General features: G+C 69.4%; 12 protein-coding genes. 6 read left to right on the top strand and 6 right to left on the bottom strand.

The genetic code is table 11. The features are described from left to right. The first annotated feature begins 5 nt into the window (after nt 1-5). The 3 genes from G3I77_RS19425 to G3I77_RS19415 all read left to right on the top strand — a co-directional run bounded on the left by G3I77_RS19425 (nt 6) and on the right by G3I77_RS19415 (nt 4,290). Nucleotides 6-1,025 carry a hypothetical protein gene (locus tag G3I77_RS19425; protein WP_248505440.1) on the top strand — a complete coding sequence of 340 codons (1,020 nt, stop codon included), beginning with the start codon at nt 6-8 and terminating at the stop codon, nt 1,023-1,025. 233 nt (nt 1,026-1,258) lie between these two features. After that, the gene (locus tag G3I77_RS19420; protein WP_248505438.1) at nt 1,259-2,530 is read left to right on the top strand and encodes a nucleotide sugar dehydrogenase; all 1,272 of its coding nucleotides are present in this window, start codon (nt 1,259-1,261) and stop codon (nt 2,528-2,530) included. After that, entirely contained in the window at nt 2,527-4,290 is a 1,764-nt protein-coding gene (locus G3I77_RS19415) for a glycosyltransferase (protein ID WP_248505434.1), read from the top strand. Before G3I77_RS19420 ends, G3I77_RS19415 begins: the two co-directional genes overlap by 4 nt. A gap of 76 nt (nt 4,291-4,366) precedes the next feature. On the opposite strand, the gene G3I77_RS19410 is transcribed toward G3I77_RS19415, so the two are convergent. The 6 genes from G3I77_RS19410 to G3I77_RS19385 form a co-directional block, all read right to left on the bottom strand. Then, the gene (locus tag G3I77_RS19410) at nt 4,367-5,791 is read right to left on the bottom strand and encodes a polysaccharide deacetylase family protein (protein ID WP_248505432.1); all 1,425 of its coding nucleotides are present in this window, start codon (nt 5,789-5,791) and stop codon (nt 4,367-4,369) included. Nucleotides 5,792-5,850: 59 nt separating this feature from the next. After that, nucleotides 5,851-7,227: a cellulose binding domain-containing protein gene (locus tag G3I77_RS19405; RefSeq protein ID WP_248505430.1), complete on the bottom strand. Its 1,377-nt coding sequence runs from the start codon at nt 7,225-7,227 to the stop codon at nt 5,851-5,853. 228 nt (nt 7,228-7,455) lie between these two features. After that, nucleotides 7,456-9,585 (bottom strand): 3-hydroxyacyl-CoA dehydrogenase NAD-binding domain-containing protein, encoded by a 2,130-nt coding sequence (locus G3I77_RS19400; protein WP_248505428.1) that lies wholly within the window; start codon nt 9,583-9,585, stop codon nt 7,456-7,458. Next, nucleotides 9,582-10,799 (bottom strand): acetyl-CoA C-acyltransferase, encoded by a 1,218-nt coding sequence (locus G3I77_RS19395; RefSeq protein WP_248505426.1) that lies wholly within the window; start codon nt 10,797-10,799, stop codon nt 9,582-9,584. Before G3I77_RS19395 ends, G3I77_RS19400 begins: the two co-directional genes overlap by 4 nt. 121 nt (nt 10,800-10,920) lie before the next feature. After that, nucleotides 10,921-11,964 carry a LacI family DNA-binding transcriptional regulator gene (locus G3I77_RS19390; protein WP_248505424.1) on the bottom strand — a complete coding sequence of 348 codons (1,044 nt, stop codon included), beginning with the start codon at nt 11,962-11,964 and terminating at the stop codon, nt 10,921-10,923. After that, nucleotides 11,961-14,330 carry a glycoside hydrolase family 2 protein gene (locus tag G3I77_RS19385; protein WP_248505422.1) on the bottom strand — a complete coding sequence of 790 codons (2,370 nt, stop codon included), beginning with the start codon at nt 14,328-14,330 and terminating at the stop codon, nt 11,961-11,963. Before G3I77_RS19385 ends, G3I77_RS19390 begins: the two co-directional genes overlap by 4 nt. 163 nt (nt 14,331-14,493) lie before the next feature. Between G3I77_RS19385 and G3I77_RS19380 the strand changes: the two genes are divergently transcribed. From G3I77_RS19380 to G3I77_RS19370, 3 genes are read left to right on the top strand one after another with little or no spacing between them, the layout of a single operon-like run. Beyond that, complete coding sequence (locus G3I77_RS19380) at nt 14,494-15,807, top strand: ABC transporter substrate-binding protein (RefSeq protein ID WP_248505420.1); 1,314 nt, start codon at nt 14,494-14,496, stop codon at nt 15,805-15,807. Further along, nucleotides 15,807-16,757, top strand: a complete 951-nt coding sequence (locus G3I77_RS19375; RefSeq protein ID WP_248505418.1) for a carbohydrate ABC transporter permease — start codon at nt 15,807-15,809, stop codon at nt 16,755-16,757. The genes G3I77_RS19380 and G3I77_RS19375 overlap by 1 nt, the downstream gene beginning before the upstream one ends. Then, nucleotides 16,754-17,584, top strand: a complete 831-nt coding sequence (locus tag G3I77_RS19370; protein ID WP_248505416.1) for a carbohydrate ABC transporter permease — start codon at nt 16,754-16,756, stop codon at nt 17,582-17,584. The genes G3I77_RS19375 and G3I77_RS19370 overlap by 4 nt, the downstream gene beginning before the upstream one ends.

Here is a 17,584-nt window from a genome sequence, read left to right as displayed (position 1 = left end):
AACAGGTGAACGGCGACTGGCTCCTCCGCGGCCGCGACGGCCGCCTCACTGTCTATCTGCCCTCCGGCGACGCCGTCCTGTGCCGTGCGGAACGCGGCCCCGCAGGCCCCTGGGACGACGCTCCCCGCACCGTCGGCGGCGACCAGAAGCTGCACCCGGGCGCGGCGGTCGGCCAGGGCGTCGACGGGTACGCCCATCTGGCCGCCTGGCGCCCCACCGTGCCGGGCGAGTCCGGCCTCGTGCACTCCACGCACTTCAGGCCCCGGCTCGCGCCCCTGGACTGGGTCCCGATCGGGCACCCGGACAAGAAGGGCGACCGGACGGGCCCGCCGGCCGTCGCCGTCGACTCCGCGGGGCGTGGCTATGTCTTCGTGCGGAACGCGGGCGGCGGGGTGAGCCTGCGCAACCAGAGGATGAAGGGCGGCTGGGGGCCCTGGCAGGATCTCGAAGGACATGACGTCGAGGGGGAGTTGGCCGCCGTCACGGGGGAGTCGGGGAGGGTGGAGGTGTACGCCTGTGCGTCCGGCGGGATTCTGCACTGGCGGCAGGAGGAGTACGGGAAGACGCCGGTGCGGACCGAGGGCGTGGAGGTGGCCGTGCGGGCGGGGACGCTGCGCGCGCTGGCCACCTCCGCCGAGCACACCACTCTCTTCTTCACGGATCAGTCCGGAGACCTGTGCGCCTGGCGGCCGGGTGAGAAGCCGGTCACTCTCCTCGTCTCCGCGGGGCCGGGCCCGGTCTCGGCCGTGCGGTGTGAGATCGAGGGGCACGACTGCACCGTGCTCGCGCAGCGGTCGGCGAGCGGCCGGGTCGCCTTCGCCGCGTATCCGACCGAGCAGGAGTCCGCCGGTGCCTGGTGGACCGAGTCCGGGCCCCAGCTGCCCGCCGACGCCATGGTGTCGGTGGTGCTCGACGCGTACGAGGAGGTCGTAGCGGCGTCCTTGTCACCCTCGGCCGGGACGGTGCTGCTCACCCGTCGCAAGGACGAGCCGGGGCTCGCGCTGGAGGCCTGGCGGGAGATCTGACTCCCCTCCAGGAAGCGGAACCGGCCCCTTCATTCCGAGGCTCTTGACGCTCCAGACACACGAGGTGTGTCAAGGGTTGTACAGATGTGTGGGTGACAAGGCGCACCTAGGGTGAACATGGTCAGAAAGTGAAGGTCTTGTTAGCCTCCTTGGACTTGTTCGATTTTTGCTCGGGGGGCCGGTTGCTGCTGCGTCTGGCTGACGCCGTGGCAACGGGGTTGGGGAATGATGTCGTGAGCAGATCCTCCGCGGTGGATCTTGTCGTTGTCGGACTCGGTTACGTGGGGCTGCCGTTGGCCAGGTCCGCCGCTGCCGCGGGCCTGAAGGTGGTCGGTCTCGACCGCAGCCGACGGGTGGTCGACGGACTGAACGCCGGCCGTTCACACGTCGACGACATCACCGACGCCGAAGTGCGCGCCATGCTGGAGCGGGGCTTCGTGGCCGTCGACGAGGCCGCGGTCATCGCCGACGCCGCCGCGGTGGTCGTATGTGTTCCCACGCCGCTCACCGATCACGGTGCCCCGGACCTCGGTGCGGTGCACGCCGCCGTCGAAGACATCGCCGCCCACCTCACCGCCGGCACGCTCGTGGTCCTGGAGTCGACGACGTACCCGGGCACGACCGACGAGGTCGTCCGACCGCGTCTGGAGGCCGGGGGCCTGCGGGTCGGCATCGACTTCCACCTCGCCTTCTCCCCGGAGCGCATCGACCCGGGCAACGCCTCCTTCGGCCTGGAGAACACGCCCAAGGTCGTCGGTGGCATCACGGCCGACTGCACCAAGGCCGCCCGCGCCCTCTACGAGCGGTTCGTGAACCGGGTCGTCGAGGCCAAGGGCACCCGCGAGGCCGAGATGGCCAAGCTGCTGGAGAACACGTACCGGCACGTCAACATCGCGCTCGTCAACGAGATGTCGATGTTCTGCCGCGAGATCGGCGTCGACCTGTGGGACGCGATCCGGTGCGCCTCCACCAAGCCGTTCGGGTTCGCGCCCTTCTACCCCGGCCCCGGCGTCGGCGGGCACTGCATCCCGATCGACCCCAACTACCTTTCGTACAAGGTGCGTTCGCTGGGCATCCCGTTCCGCTTCGTGGAGCTGGCGCAGGAGATCAACCAGCGGATGCCCGTGCACGTGGTGAACCGGGCCGCCGATCTGCTCAACGACCAGGGCAAGGCCGTCCGCGGCTCCCGGGTGCTGCTGCTCGGCGTGACCTACAAGCCGGACATCTCCGACCAGCGCGAAAGCCCGGCCCTGGCGGTCGCGGAGAACCTCCTCGCCCGCGGCGCCGAACTCGTCTACTTCGACCCGCGCGTCGAGGACTGGCAGGTCGCCGGAGTGCCCGTCGAGCGGGCCGACGACTACCTCGCCGCCGCCGAGGCCGCTGACCTCACCGTCCTGCTCCAGCCGCACCGCGAGATCGACCTCGACGAACTCGCCGACCGCGCCCGGGCCCTCTTCGACACCCGGGGCAAATCCGCCGACCACCCGCGGGTGGTCAAGCTGTGACTGCCGACGATACGTACATACCGGGAGCCGTCGACTCCGGTGGCCGTCGGGCCCACCGCAAGCGGCGGCACCTGAAGGTCTCGTACTTCGTCTTCCTGGGCCTGGCCGCGCTGATCGCCACCCGGCTGGACGCCGGGTCCCTGCACCTGTACTCCATGGGTGCCATGGGCCTGCTGGCCCTGAAGATGTTCGGCGCCCTCTTCTACCGTCCGGCCAAGGCCGGGCGGGAGGAGCTGGAGTACCTGGAGAACACCTGGGTCACCGCGGTCATCCCGATCTACAACGAGGACCCGGTGATGTTCGAGCAGGGCATGCGCAGCCTCCTCGCGCAGAGCCGCCTGCCGAACGAGATCCACATCATCGACGACGCCAGCGCCAACGACTCCGGCATCAGGGCCGCGAAGAAGATGCGCCGCGAGTTCGAGGCCAAGGGCGTCAAGTACACCGTCAGCGTCCAGCCCGAGAACAAGGGCAAGCGCGAGGCGCTGGCGCTGGGCTTCGAGGCCGCCCCGTACTCCGACATCTTCCTCTGCGTCGACTCGGACACCGTGCTGTCCCGGGACACCGTGCGCGAGCTGCTGCTGCCGCTGGCCGACGAGAAGATCATGGCCTCCACCGGCATGGTGCTGGCGCTCAACCACGACAGCAACATCTTCACCCGCCTCCAGGACCTGCGCTACGGCAACTCGTTCCTCTTCGAGCGGGCCGCCTACTCGCGGCTGAAGTCGGTGCTGTGCTGCTGCGGCGCGCTGTCCGCGTACCGCGGCACGCTGGTGCGCAAGTACCTGCCGGACTTCCTCAACCAGCAGTTCCTGGGCAAGCCGGCCGTCTTCGGTGACGACCGCCGCATGACCAACTACTGCCTGATGGAAGGCCAGGTCGTCTTCCAGGAGACCGCCGTCGGCTACACGGCCGTCCCCGAGAAGCTGCCGCACTTCCTGCGTCAGCAGGTCCGCTGGAACAAGTCCTTCTTCCGCGAGTCCCTGTGGGCGTTCCGGCACCAGAAGAAGTACCGGCCCGCCTTCTGGCTGACCTGCATGGAGCTCGCGCTGTGGCTGGTCTTCGGCTCGGCGATGTTCTACTCGATGGTCATCCTGCCCATCATCAAGCCGCAGCAGTTCGTCAACCACATCGGCGACTACCTCGTCTTCATGGTCCTGATGGGCTACCTCCGCAATGTGCGCTACCTCGACTTCCCGCGCCGCGGCATGGGCTTCATCAAGCGCTTCGGCATGTTCCTGCTCGCGCCGATCTACGGCGTGATCCAGCTGACCCTGCTGACCCCGCTGCGGTTCTACGCCCTGTTCACCCTGCACAAGGGCAGCTGGGGCACCCGTCAGGGCGGTGTCGAGGTGTCCGTGGCCGGCGACCACGAGAGCGATGTGACGGAGATCTTCGAGGAAGAGGACCCGTACTCCGACAAGAAGGTCACCGAGACGCTCCAGCTGATGCGCCTGGAAGGCGTGGCGCTGCGCACCCGGCCCCGTCCGGCGGGCGGCATCCCCTCCCAGCCGCAGCCGATCCCGGGCTATCACGAGGAGCACCACGCGGCCGTCCCGCAGCAGCGCGTGAGCTGGGGGTCGCCGGCACCGGCCGGCCAGCAGCAGTGGCAGGGCGGACACCCCGGGGACCACGAGCCGTACCAGCAGCAGTACCCGGGCCAGGGCCACGGCCCGCAGCAGGGCGGGTATCCGCCCCAGGACCCGTCGTGGCAACAGGGCCAGGGGCAGGGCCAGGGCTACGGGCAGGGCGGCTGGTAGAGCCGTAGGAGAACGAAGAGAGGGGCGGCCGGGGGGGCCGCCCCTCTCTTGTGCGTGCGGGTTGTACGTGCGGGCCTCAGGTGTAGGAGGCCATGGCCTCCTCGACCGTCAGCACCGGGATGTCCCGGTCGTCGATCGCCTTCATCAGCGTCTCCAGGCCCGCCTTGCCGATCTCGGTGCTCGTCGCCGGGGCGCCGTCGACGACCTTGTGCAGACAGAGGATCAGCCAGTCACCGCTGTTCACGCACCGGTCGAGCCGGCCGCCCGCGCCCGTCAGCTTCGCCAGGGCCGTCCCGCCGATGCCCGTGCCGTCGTTGATGCCCGTCAGCGCCTTGAGGCGGTACGGCATCGCCGGGGCGAACGACTCGATGGTCTCGGAGATGATCGACCGGGCCGTGGTGAAGTGCCGGCTCGCGATCTGGTCGACCGGGACCCCGTCGGACGTCTTCTGGAACGCGCCGTGCGGATAGGCGAAGTGCTCGCTGGTGAAGCCGTTGGACACCAGCCACTCGCGCAGCTTGCGGAAGTCGTCGTCGGCCTGCTCGGCGGTGAGCTTGGGGTAGCTGGCGGTGTGGACGGCGTTCGCGTACGAGTGGCCCCCCATCTCCCAGCCGGAGAAGTCCTGCATCGACCGCATCTGGTTGAGTGTCAGGAAGCTGCCGGTGCCGATGGAGTCGGCGATGTTGTAGACCGTGCCGGGGAAGCCGAAGCGGTCCATGACCGGCCGGGCCAGGTCGTGGACGGACTTGTGGGAGTCGTCGAAGGTGATGGAGACGACGCCCTTGGGGAAGACCGAGACGGTGTCCGGTATCAGCTCGACGGCCTGGAGCCGGTAGGTCACCGGGCCGCCCGCGTTGTCGTACGCGGCGAACGACATGTCGGTGAAGCCGGTCTTCGTGGACGGCTTGCCGTCGGCGCCGATGGAGTACGTGCCCGCCGCCGCGTTGACGTCCGCCCACTGGAGGTGGACGGTCACCCACTCCCCGGACTGGACGTAGTTGGCCGACGTCTTGGAGTGGACGTGGTGCGTCCAGGCGAAGTGGTTCGCGAGGGAACCGCTGCCCAGGTAGAAGACGAGCTTGGCCAGGTTCGTCACGTCCTCGACGCGGAAGACCAGCCGGATCATCTTGCCCGTCAGGCTCATCGCCGGCATGCCCGTCTTGCGGACGTAACTCTGCTTGCCGGTGCCGCTCGTGGTCACCCGGACCGACTGGGTGCCGCGCACGAAGACGGACTTGTCGTTCGCCTCGGCCGACGCGGTGCCCGCGCCCCCGGGTGTCCAGCCGTGGCCGGACTGGAACTGCTGGGACCAGGTGGCCCGGCGGTACTTGGGGCGGCGGCCGGAGGGGGCGTAGAGGGGAGGCGTGGTGAGACCTCCGATGCCTCCCGCGGCGGCCGGGGCGGCGGCGGGCTGCGCCACCACCTTGCCGAGCCACGCGCCGCCGCCGGCCATGGCGACGCCGCCTGTGCCGCCCATCAGCAGAGCGGAGCGCCTGCTCACCACCGGCTTGTTCTCCGTTGCCTCGGCAGCGTGCCTGTGGGCGCCGGACCGCCTATTCCTCACCGGGACTCCCGAACCGTGTCGAAGTAGTTCATACCCTTGTCGGTGAAGTCCTCGACAGCGGACTGCACCTGCTTCGCCGACAGGGTGTCGTTCGCGTTGTAGTAGAGCCAGTCCACCTTCATGTCCCAGGCGCGGTCGCCCTTGAACGGCAGATCGATGAACCAGTGGTTGAAGTTCACGGACATGTCCGCGCGCGGGGCGTACTTGCCGTTGCTGAGGAAGAGCTTCTTGCCGTCGAGCCAGTAGGCGACGACGCCGTCCTTCACCCTGATCAGCACGGTGTGCCAGGTGTCGAGGCTCTTGTTCGTGGTCTCGTAGACCCGGTCGTTCGTCTTGTGGTCGTACCAGGTCACGGTGTCGAGCTTGGGCCCGGGCCGCCCCCAGCCGCCGTTCGGCATGTACTCGTTGTCCAGCTCGCTGTACTTCGAGCCCGTGCCGCCGATGGTGTAGAAGGTCTGGTTGACGTGGTCGCCGGACTGCCCGGTGGTCGGCTCGTCGCTGAAGTGGATCCGGGCCGCGTAGGTGCCGTCGCGGAACTTGCTCGCGGCCGTGCCGAGGCTCGCCTGCTTCGTCCCGGCCTTGGTGCCGTCCGTGCTCGCCCGCAGGTTGAGCACCTGGCCGTCGGCGTGGGAGCCCTCGGCGGTGGGGAAGCTGACGCCGTCCGCCGCCCAGGTGTTCTCGACGCCCGGGCCGCCCTTGCTGGTGCGGACCAGCCAGCCGTGCTTGAACAGGGCCGGGTCCTTGGGGCCCTGGTAGGTGAAGTCGTCGAACAGCACCCCGGCCGGAGGGGCCGGCACCGGGTCGGGTGCGGCGGCCTTCGCCGTCGCCTTCTTGTCGTCGCTCGCCTTGGTGCCGTCCGGCTCCTCGCCCCAGGCGAGGACGCCCCGCTTGTAGGCGGTGACCTTCTCCGCCTCCTTGTAGCTGGTCATCTCCGCGTCGAAGGAGCGGTCGTCGGACTGCTTCAGCTTCTTGTGGTCGGTGCGGAAGAGCTGGAGGTCGATGCCCTTGCTGTTGGCGCCGGGCTTCAGGCTGCCCGCGGCGGCCGTGAACCGGACCTCCAGGTAGTGGTCGGCGGTGTCGGTGGCCTTGTCCATCGCGACGATCCGCCCGGCCACGTTCGAGCAGCCGAAGACGGCGTTGACACAGTTGAAGGCGTACGACGCGGCGCCCTCCGCGGTGAACCAGTACCGGAGCGTCACATCGCTCAACGGCAGTGGCTTCTCCGTGTGGTTGAAGACCTCCAGCGACGGCTTGGCGGCCGTCGCGGTCGCCGGGGTGTCGGTCCGGTAGCGGACCTTCAGCTCGGGCGGATCCGGGTTCGCCGCCTTCCACACGGGATAGAGCGCCGTTCCGCCGGCGGCGACGACCGCCACGAGGAGCAGGAGCCTGATCTTGGGCCAAACCCGGCGTCGGGGTGTTCGGCGACGAGGGGACGCCACGCAGGACTCCTTCGAGGACACCCGGCGGTCTGCGGTGGAGACCGTCAGAGTGAGGTAAACAATGGTCGGATTGTGTGAGGATCCTATCTGTGGCGGCATGCAAGAAGGGGGGCGGGTGCACGGATTGTTACCGTACGCCCCACCCCCCTCAGGGGTTACGCGTTACGCCGGGACGCTCGCGACGCCCTGGGCCAGGAACCTCTTGCCGTTCACGCGCTCGGAGACACCCTCGCGGTCCAGGTACGGCGTGATGCCGCCCAGGTGGAACGGCCAGCCGGCGCCCGTGATGAGGCACAGGTCGATGTCCTGCGCCTCGGCGACGACGCCCTCGTCGAGCATGATGCCGATCTCCTGCGCCACCGCGTCGAGCACGCGGTCGCGGACCTGCTCCTCCGTCAGGACGCTGTCGCCCTGCTTCAGCAGCGCGGCGACCTCGGGGTCGAGCTCGGGCTTGCCGCTGTCGTAGACGTAGAAGCCGCGCTTGCCCGCCTCGACGACCGCCTTGAGGTTCGGGGAGACCGTGAAGCGGTCCGGGAACGCCCGGTTGAGCGTCTCGGAGACGTGCAGGCCGATCGCCGGGCCGACCAGCTCCAGCAGGACCAGCGGCGACATCGGCAGACCGAGCGGCTCGATGCCCTTCTCGGCGACCTCGACGGGGGTGCCCTCGTCGATGATGTTCTGGATCTCGCCCATGAAGCGGGTCAGGATGCGGTTCACGACGAACGCCGGGGCGTCCTTGGTGAGGACCGCGGTCTTCTTCAGCTTCTTGGCGACACCGAACGCCGTGGCCAGGGAGGCGTCGTCGGTCTGCTCGCCGCGGACGATCTCCAGCAGCGGCAGCACGGCGACCGGGTTGAAGAAGTGGAAGCCGACGACCCGCTCGGGGTGCTTCAGCTTCGACGCCATCTCCGACACCGACAGCGAGGAGGTGTTGGTGGCGAGGATCGCGTGCGCCGGGGCGACCGCCTCGACCTCCGCGAACACCTTCTGCTTGACGCCCATCTCCTCGAACACGGCCTCGATGATGAAGTCCGCGTCCGCGAAGCCCTCGGCCTTGTCCAGGACACCGGACACCAGCGCCTTGAGGCGGTTGGCCTTGTCCTGGTTGATCCGGCCCTTGCCGAGCAGCTTCTCGATCTCGGCGTGGACGTAGCCCACACCCTTGTCGACGCGCTCCTGGTCGATGTCGGTCAGCACGACCGGCACCTCCAGGCGGCGCAGGAACAGCAGCGCGAGCTGGGAGGCCATCAGACCGGCGCCGACGACACCGACCTTGGTGACCGGGCGGGCCAGGGACTTGTCCGGGGCGCCGGCCGGGCGCTTGCCGCGCTTCTGCACCAGGTTGAAGGCGTAGATGCCGGAGCGCAGTTCGCCGCCCATGATGAGGTCGGCGAGCGCCTTGTCCTCGGCGTCGTAGCCCTGCTGGAGGTCGCCGTTCTTGGCGGCGGCGATGATGTCCAGGGCGCGGTAGGCGGCCGGGGCGGCGCCGTGCACCTTGGAGTCCGCGATGAAGCGGCCCTTGGCGACGGCCTGGTCCCAGCCCTCGCCGCGGTCGATCACCGGGCGCTCGATCTCGATCTCGCCCTTGAGGACGGTCGCGGTCCAGATCAGCGACTGCTCCAGGAAGTCCGCGCCCTCGAAGATCGCGTCGGCGATCCCGAGCTCGTAGACCTGCTTGCCCTTGAGCTGCTTGTTCTGGTTGAGGCTGTTCTCGATGATCACCGAGACGGCCTTCTCGGGGCCGATCAGGTTCGGCAGCAGGGCGCAGCCGCCCCAGCCCGGGACCAGACCGAGGAAGACCTCGGGCAGCGAGAACGCCGGGAGGGCCGCGGAGACGGTGCGGTAGGTGCAGTGCAGACCGACCTCGACACCGCCGCCCATCGCGGCGCCGTTGTAGTACGCGAAGGTCGGGACGGCCAGCTTGGACAGCCGCTTGAAGACCTCGTGGCCGCCCTTGCCGATGGCGAGCGCGTGCTCGTGCTCCTTGAGGATCTCCACGCCCTTGAGGTCGGCGCCGACCGCGAAGATGAACGGCTTGCCGGTGAGGCCGACGCCGACGATCTCGCCGTCCGCGGCCTCCTTCTCGACCTGGTCGATCGCGGCGTTGAGGTTCGCCAGCGAGGCCGGGCCGAAGGTGGTCGGCTTGGTGTGGTCGTGGCCGTTGTCCAGGGTGATCAGGGCGAAGCGCCCGGCACCCAGCGGCAGGTCGAAGTGGCGTACGTGCGCACTCGTGACGACCTCGTCCGGGAACAGCTCGGAAGCCTGCTTCAGAAGCTCGGCGGTGGTGCTCACTTGTCCCCCTCGAAGTGCGGGTTCTCCCAGATGACCGTCGCGCCCATGCCGAAGCCGACGCACATGGTCGTCAGGCCGTAGCGGACGTGCGGCTGCTCCTCGAACTGGCGGGCCAGCTGCGTCATCAGACGGACGCCGGAGGAGGCGAGCGGGTGCCCGAAGGCGATGGCGCCGCCGTACTGGTTGACGCGCTCGTCGTCGTCGGCGATGCCGTAGTGGTCCAGGAAGGCCAGGACCTGAACGGCGAAGGCCTCGTTGATCTCGAACAGGCCGATGTCGGAGATCGACAGGTCCGCCTGGGCCAGCGCCTTCTCCGTCGCCGGGATCGGGCCGTAGCCCATGACCTCCGGCTCGACGCCCGCGAAGGAGTAGGAGACCAGGCGCATCTTCACGGGGAGGTCGTGCTCCCGCGCGAAGTCCTCGGAGGCGATGAGCGAGGCGGTGGCGCCGTCGTTCAGACCGGCCGCGTTACCGGCGGTGACCCGGCCGTGCACACGGAACGGGGTCTTCAGACCGGAGAGGTTCTCCAGGGTCGTGCCCGGGCGCATCGGCTCGTCGGCGGTGACCAGGCCCCAGCCCGTCTCACCGGCCTCGGGGGAGGTGCGGCGTACCGAGATCGGCACCAGGTCGGCCTGGATCTTGCCGTTGGCGTACGCCTTGGCGGCCTTCTCCTGGGAGCGCACGGCGTACTCGTCGGCGCGCAGCTTGGTGATCTGCGGGTAACGGTCGTGCAGGTTCTCCGCGGTCATGCCCATGAACAGGGCCGACTCGTCGACCAGCTTCTCGGAGACGAACCGCGGGTTCGGGTCCACGCCCTCGCCCATGGGGTGACGCCCCATGTGCTCGACACCACCGGCGATGGCGGCGTCGTAGGCACCGAAGGCCACGGAACCGGCGACCGCGGTGACGGCGGTCAGGGCGCCGGCGCACATGCGGTCGATGGAGTAGCCCGGCACGGACTGCGGGAGACCGGCGAGGATCCCGGCGGTGCGACCGAGGGTCAGGCCCTGGTCACCGATCTGCGTGGTCGCGGCGATGGCGACCTCGTCGATCTTCTTCGGGTCGAGTCCGGGGTTGCGGCGCAGCAGCTCCCGGATCGCCTTCACGACGAGGTCGTCGGCACGGGTCTCGTGGTAGATGCCCTTCGGGCCCGCCTTGCCGAACGGGGTGCGGACGCCGTCGACGAAGACGACGTCCCTGACGGTACGAGGCACGATGGCTCTCCTCCAGGGTCAGGATCTGCATTGCTGCTGCGATGCGCTGAGCGCGCGCTCAGGCCCCATGCTACTTATGAGTAACGTAGCTGCACAGTCCTGGCGGGGGGAGCGGTGAACGTCACACCTTCGGGGGTGCTGTGGACCCTCTCGGTGTCAGTACGGGCGTGGGCACGGGGTGTGACCCGGGCGCCTGGGCATCCCCGGTGATCACGGAGAACAACGTCCGGGCCACCTCCGCCCCGAACCCGTGCACGTCATGGCTCATCGCCGACAGGGTCGGATGCGTCAGCCGGCACAGCTGCGAGTCGTCCCAGGCCAGCAGCGACACGTCCGCCGGCACCCGAAGGCCCATCTCCGCCGTCACCGACAGCCCCGCCACCGCCATGATGTCGTTGTCGTACACGATCGCGGTCGGCCGGTCGGCCGGCGCCGCGGTCAGCAGCGACCGTGTCGCCCGGGCCCCCGCGTCCCCCGAGAAGTCCGTCGCGACCTGCCACGCCCCGGCCAGGGCCAGCGCCCCCGCCGCCTCGTCGAACGCCGCCGTCCGGATCGCCGTGTGCCCGAGGTCCGCCGCCCCGCCGACCCGGGCGATCCGCCGGTGCCCCAGCGCGGCCAGATACCGCACCGCCTCCGTCACGGCCGTGGCGTCGTCCGTCCACACCGACGTGAGCCCCCCGGTCAGCGAGGGATGCCCGACGGCGACCACCGGCATCCCGAGCCGCTCCGCCATGGCCACCCGGGGATCGTCCGCGCGGAAGTCGACGAGGATCGACCCGCCGATCTGCCGCCCTCGCCACCACGCCTCCTGGACGCCCACCTCCTCGTCCATGTTCCGTACGAGCCTCAGCAGCAGCGAGCTGGAGTGCTCGGCCAGCACGCTCTCCACGCCCGACACGAACTCCATGTACCAGGGCTCGAGCCCCAGCATCCGCGCCGGCCGGCACACGGCCAGCCCCACCACGTCCACCCGCGATCCGGCCAGCGTCCGCGCCGTGAGGCTCGGCGCCCAGCCCAGCTCCCGGGCCGCGAGGAAGATCCGGTCCCGGGTGGCCTTCGACAGACCCGGCTTGTGGTTGAACGCGAGGGACACGGCACCCTTGGACACACCGGCGCGCGCGGCGACGTCCTTGATGGTGACGCGAGGGGCAGGCGTTGCCGTCATGGGGTGGGCTCCACGCAGTACAGGGCCGAACGAGCAGTCTCCGCGTCCGGAGTCTTCCAGCCGCGCACCCCGATGGTCACCTCTTCGCCCGGCAGCAGGGTGACCAGCCCCCGGTCGGCCCGGGCTTCCGGGTCCAGCCGGTCGGCCTGGAGCAGCAGGTCCCGGACCAGGGTGCGGGCGGTCACCGTGATCCCGCCCGGGGCGAGCGCGACCTCGAACCGCGGGGCGGGGTAGGGGACATCGCGGTCGGGCACCGGGAAGTGCAACGCCCGCAGCCGGTCCGCGTCCGCGACCAGGAACTCCTTCGGCCCGACGGGCGTCAGCTCGCGCGGCACGTCCACCCGGGCCACGTCCCGTGCCCCGGCCGCCAGCCCGGCACGGCGCTCCGCGATCACCTCGCCCTCGACGGACATCCGGCGCAGGGTGAGCGTCCCCGCCCAGTCCCCGGCCGCCTGGTTGACGGCGGCCAGCACCAGCCGGCCGTCCTGCGCCCGCAGTGTCAGCAACCGGTCCGCGTACAGCCGTTTCAACTCGTGGTAGAGCGGCTTCTCCCGGCCGTCCCCGTCGATCGCCGCCCAGGACGTCACCGGCCAGCAGTCGTTGAGCTGCCAGACGATCGTGCCCGCGCACACCGGCCAGTGGGAGCGCCAGTGCTCGATCCCGGCCGCGACCGCCCGCGCCTGGTTGAGCTGCATGAGGTAGTGCCACCGGTCGAAGTCCCCGTCCGGCACGGCGAAATGCCGCTGAAGGCCCCGCTTCAGCTTGCCGTTGCCGTCGTCGGCCTTCTGGTGGTGCAGCATGCCGGGGGAGTCCGGGGCGAGTTCCTCCCCGGGCAGGGCGCGGCGCAGCGTGGTGTACGCGGGCGGCGCCTGCCAGCCGAACTCGGCGACGAACCGCGGCACGCATCGCCGGTAGTCCGCGTAGTCCTCCCGGTTCCACACCTCCCACGAGTGGTGGGTGCCGTGCGCCGGGTCGTTCGGGTGGTGCCGCCAGGACCCGGACCAGGGGCTCCCCGCGGTGTACGGCCGGGTCGGGTCCACCTCGGCGACCACGCGCGGCAGGACGCCCAGGTAGTAGCCCTCGCCCCAGGAGTCCCCGGCCAGCCGCGGCTCCCACTCCCAGTCCCGGAAGCCCCACAGGTTCTCGTTGTTGCCGTTCCACAGCACGAGCGACGGATGCGGCATCAGCCGTACGACGTTCTCCCGCGCCTCGGCCTCCACCTCGCCGCGCAGCGGCTGCTCCTCCGGGTAGGCCGCGCACGCGAACGGGAAGTCCTGCCAGACCAGCAGGCCGAGCTCGTCGCAGGCGTCGTAGAAGTCCTCGCTCTCGTAGATCCCGCCGCCCCAGATCCGTACGAGATCCACGCCCGCGCCGGCGGCCTGCTCCAGCCGCTCCCGGTAGCGCCCGCGGCTGATCCGGGACGGGAAGACGTCGTCGGGGATCCAGTTGACGCCCCGTGCGAAGAGCCGCTCGCCGTTGACGACGAGGGTGAAGCCGGTGCCGTGCGCGTCGGGCCGCCGGTCCAGCTCCACGGTCCGGAAGCCGATCCGGCGCCGCCACACGTCCAGGGCGTCGTCGCCGTGCAGCAGCCTCAACTCGACGTCGTAGAGCGGCTGTTCGCCGTACCCGCGCGGCCACCACAGCCGCGCGTCCGGTACCCGCAGCCGTACGGCCCCACCCGAACCCCCGATCTCGGCCCGCGCCCGCACTCCCGCGACGGTCGCCTCCACGGACAGCGGGGCCTCGACCCGGGTCCGCTCGACGTCGACGGCCAGCTCGACGACGCCCGTGCCCTCCTCGACGGTGACCAGCGGGCGCACCCGGGCGATCCGGGCCGTCGACCAGTGCTCCAGGCGCACCGGCCGCCAGATCCCGGCCGTCACCAGGGTCGGCCCCCAGTCCCAGCCGAAGGAGCAGGCCATCTTGCGCAGGTACTGGTAGGGCTCGGCGTACGCGGCGGGCCGCTCGCCCACCCGGCCCCGCACGGCCTCGGCCTCGGCGTAGGCGGAGACGAACCGCACCGACAGCCGCCCGGACAGGCCCGTCACATCGAACCGGTACGAGCGGTGCATGTTGCGCACCTTCCCCAGCAGCCGCCCGTCCAGGGAGATCTCGGCGACGGTGTCGAGCCCGTCGAAGACCAGGTCGGTCTGCTCCAGCCCTCCCGAGCCGCCGATCTCCCGCTCGTACGTCCAGTCCCGGCGCCCCACCCACGCCACCTCGGTCTCGTTCCGGCCGAGGAACGGGTCCGGGATCACTCCGGCTGCCATCAGGTCGGTGTGCACGCACCCCGGCACGGTGGCCGGCAGCGCGCCCGAGTCGTGCCGCAGGATCCATCCGTCGCCGAGCGGTGTGGTCTCCAGCATGCGCACTCCCTTAACCGGTTCAGTGAAGAGTCGAGTGTCGGTTTCGCATCGTTGGCGCGATTGGGACTTTACCGGTTGAGTGCACGCTGTCAGAGTTCCGAACCAGCCATACCGCACGTGCTCGTCCGTCCCGAGTCGCCCTCAGCGAACGGAGCTGATGCACATGAACCGCCGAACCGTCCTCGCCCTCACCGTGGGCGCCGCCCTGCTGGCCTCCGGCTGCACCGGCACCGGAGGCTCCTCCCGAGGCGCCGACGCCGAGGCGCCCGACGATCCCTCCAAGGCCAACGGGACCATCACCGTCCTGACCCACCGGACCGACCTCGTGCAGGACGGGACGATGAAGAAGTACGCCGCCGAGTTCAACAAGACGTACCCCAAGGTGAAGGTCGAGTTCGACGCCATCACCGACTACGAGGGCGAAGTCAAGATCCGTATGAACACGGAGAACTACGGCGACGTCCTCATGATCCCCGCGGTGATCGAGAAGAAGGACTACTCCAAGTTCTTCGCCTCGCTGGGCAGTCAGGACGAGCGGAGCGAGAAGTACCGCTTCACCGACTACACCACCGTCGAGGGCAAGGTCTACGGCCAGAGCCCGCTCGGCGCGGTCCCGGGCTTCATCTACAACAAGAAGGTGTGGCAGCGGGCCGGGATCACCGACTGGCCCACGACACCCGCCGAGTTCCTCGACGACCTGAAGGCGATCAAGTCGAAGACCGAAGCGGTCCCGTACTACACCAACTTCAAGGACATGTGGCCGCTCACCCAGTGGACGCAGGTCAACGGTTCCGTCAGCTGTGACGAGCAGGCCACCACCTCACTCGCCGAGGGCGACCCGTGGGCCGAGGGCGCCGACCTGCGGACCGCCGACAAGCTGCTGTACGACATCGTGCACGAGGGGCTCGTCGAGAAGGACCCGACGACCACCAACTGGGAAGCGTCCAAGCCCAAGCTGGCGAAGGGCGAGATCGCCACGATGTGGCTCGGCTCCTGGGCGGTCATCCAGATGCAGGGCGCGGCGAAGCAGGCCGGCGCCGACCCGGACGACATCGGGTTCATGCCCTTCCCCGCCCAGAAGAACGGCACGTTCTGCGCGGTGGCGCTGCCCGACTACAACCAGGCCGTCAACGTCCACTCCGAGAACAAGACGGCGGCCCGCGCCTGGATCGACTGGTTCACCGAGAAGTCCGGCTACGCGCGGGACAACCTGGCGCTGTCCCCGGTCAAGGACGCCCCGCTGCCCGATGTGCTGAAGCCGTACCAGGAGAAGGACGTGAAGCTCCTCGACCTCGACGACAGCCAGGGCGCCCGGGTGAAGTCCATCGACAACCAGTCCGAGATCGGCATCTACAAGCCCGACTACCGCCAGGACCTCGTCGACCTCGCACGCGGTGCCACGAAGGGCAGCCTGGACGAGTTCCTGGCCCGCCTCGGCGAGAAGTGGACCGAGACCGAGAAGTCGCTGGGGTCCTGATGACGGACACCACCGAGAAGGCGGCCCTCGGGGCCGCCGCGGGGGCGGCCGCCGCCCCCGTCCCGGCCCCCGCCCCGCGCCGGGCACGTCTGTGGCACGGGGCCACCCCCTGGCTCTTCCTGCTCGCCCCGCTCGCCCTCCTGATCGTCTTCACCTACGCGCCGATCGCCAACATGGTCGCGTACAGCTTCACCGACTGGGACGGAGTGAGCCCCGAACTGCGCTACACGGGAGCGGAGAACTACGCCGAACTCTTCACCCGCTCGGAGCTGTTCGAGGTCTTCTGGGTCAGCGGCTACTACCTGGCGGCCTCGGTGGTCCAGATCGTGGCCGCGCTCTACTTCGCCACGATCCTCAGCTTCAACGTCCGCTTCCGGAACTTCTTCAAGGGCGTGCTGTTCTTCCCGTACCTGATCAACGGCGTGGCGATCGGATTCGTCTTCCTCTACTTCTTCCAGGACGGCGGCACCCTCGACTCCGTGCTGAGCCTGTTCGGCGTGGAGACGGACCGCGCATGGCTCGGCACCCCGACGTCGGCGAACACCTCCCTCGCCGCCGTCTCGGTCTGGCGCTACCTGGGCCTGAACTTCGTCCTCTTCCTCGGCGCGATCCAGTCGATCCCCGGGGAGCTGTACGAGGCGGCCGAACTGGACGGCGCGAACCGCTGGCACCAGTTCCGCCACATCATCGCGCCGGGCATCAAGCCGGTGCTGTCCCTCACCGTGATCCTGTCGATCTCGGGCTCCCTGTCGGTCTTCGAGATCCCGTACATCATGACCGGCGGCGCGACCGGCACCGAGACCTTCGTGATCCAGACCGTGAAGCTGGCGTTCCAGTTCAACAAGACGGGGCTCGCCTCGGCGGCCGCGGTCGTGCTGCTGCTGATCGTCCTGGCGGTGACCTGGGTGCAGCGGCGCCTCGCCCCCGACGACAAGGTGGACCTCGTATGACGCGCCGCGCGGTGACCCGCGTCCTCGTGTATCTGTCGCTGATCGCCGCGACCGCGGTGGTCCTGCTCCCGCTGGCCGCCGTGTTCCTGACCTCCCTCAAGTCCGAGAAGGAGATGGCGGACGGCAGCGGAGCGCTCGCGCTCCCCGGCGACCCGTTCAACGTCGGCAACTACGTGACGGCGTTCCAGGACGGCCGGATGCTTCCGGCGTTCGCCAACACCGCGATCATCCTGGTCGTGGCCGTCGGCGGCACGGTCCTCATCGGCTCGATGACGGCCTACGCCATCGACCGCTTCCGGTTCCGCTTCCGCAGGTCGGTGCTGGCCCTGTTCCTGGTCGCCGCGCTGGTCCCCGGGGTGACCACCCAGGTGGCCACCTTCCAGATCGTCAACAGCTTCGGCATGTTCGACAGTCTCTGGGCGCCGATCGCCCTCTACATGGGCACGGACATCGTCTCGATCTACATTTTCCTGCAGTTCGTCCGCTCGATCCCGGTCTCCCTGGACGAGTCGGCCCGCCTCGACGGCGCCAACGCCTTCACGGTCTACCGCAAGGTCATCTTCCCGCTGCTGAAGCCGGCGATCGCGACGGTCGTGATCGTGAAGGGGATCAACGTCTACAACGACTTCTACATCCCCTTCCTCTACATGCCCTCCGAAGATCTTGGCGTGATCTCGACGTCGCTGTTCCGCTTCAAGGGCCCGCTCGGCGCCCACTGGGAGACGATCTCGGCGGGAGCGATCCTGGTCATCGTCCCCACCCTGGTCGTCTTCCTGTTCCTTCAGCGGTTCATCTACAACGGTTTCACCCGGGGCGCGACGAAGTAG

Source organism: Streptomyces sp. D2-8 (assembly GCF_023184515.1).
In the GTDB taxonomy this organism is placed as follows: Bacteria; Actinomycetota; Actinomycetes; order Streptomycetales; family Streptomycetaceae; genus Streptomyces.
Note: the sequence above shows the minus strand (reverse complement) of the source record. Positions and strands in the feature narration are given on the sequence as shown.

Coding starts and splice junctions, on each gene's coding strand:
- G3I77_RS19390 (WP_248505424.1), bottom strand. CDS start 11,964: ATGACGGCAACGCCTGCCCCTCGCGTCACCATCAAGGACGTCGCCGCG.
- G3I77_RS19385 (WP_248505422.1), bottom strand. CDS start 14,330: ATGCTGGAGACCACACCGCTCGGCGACGGATGGATCCTGCGGCACGAC.
- G3I77_RS19380 (WP_248505420.1), top strand. CDS start 14,494: ATGAACCGCCGAACCGTCCTCGCCCTCACCGTGGGCGCCGCCCTGCTG.
- G3I77_RS19375 (WP_248505418.1), top strand. CDS start 15,807: ATGACGGACACCACCGAGAAGGCGGCCCTCGGGGCCGCCGCGGGGGCG.
- G3I77_RS19370 (WP_248505416.1), top strand. CDS start 16,754: ATGACGCGCCGCGCGGTGACCCGCGTCCTCGTGTATCTGTCGCTGATC.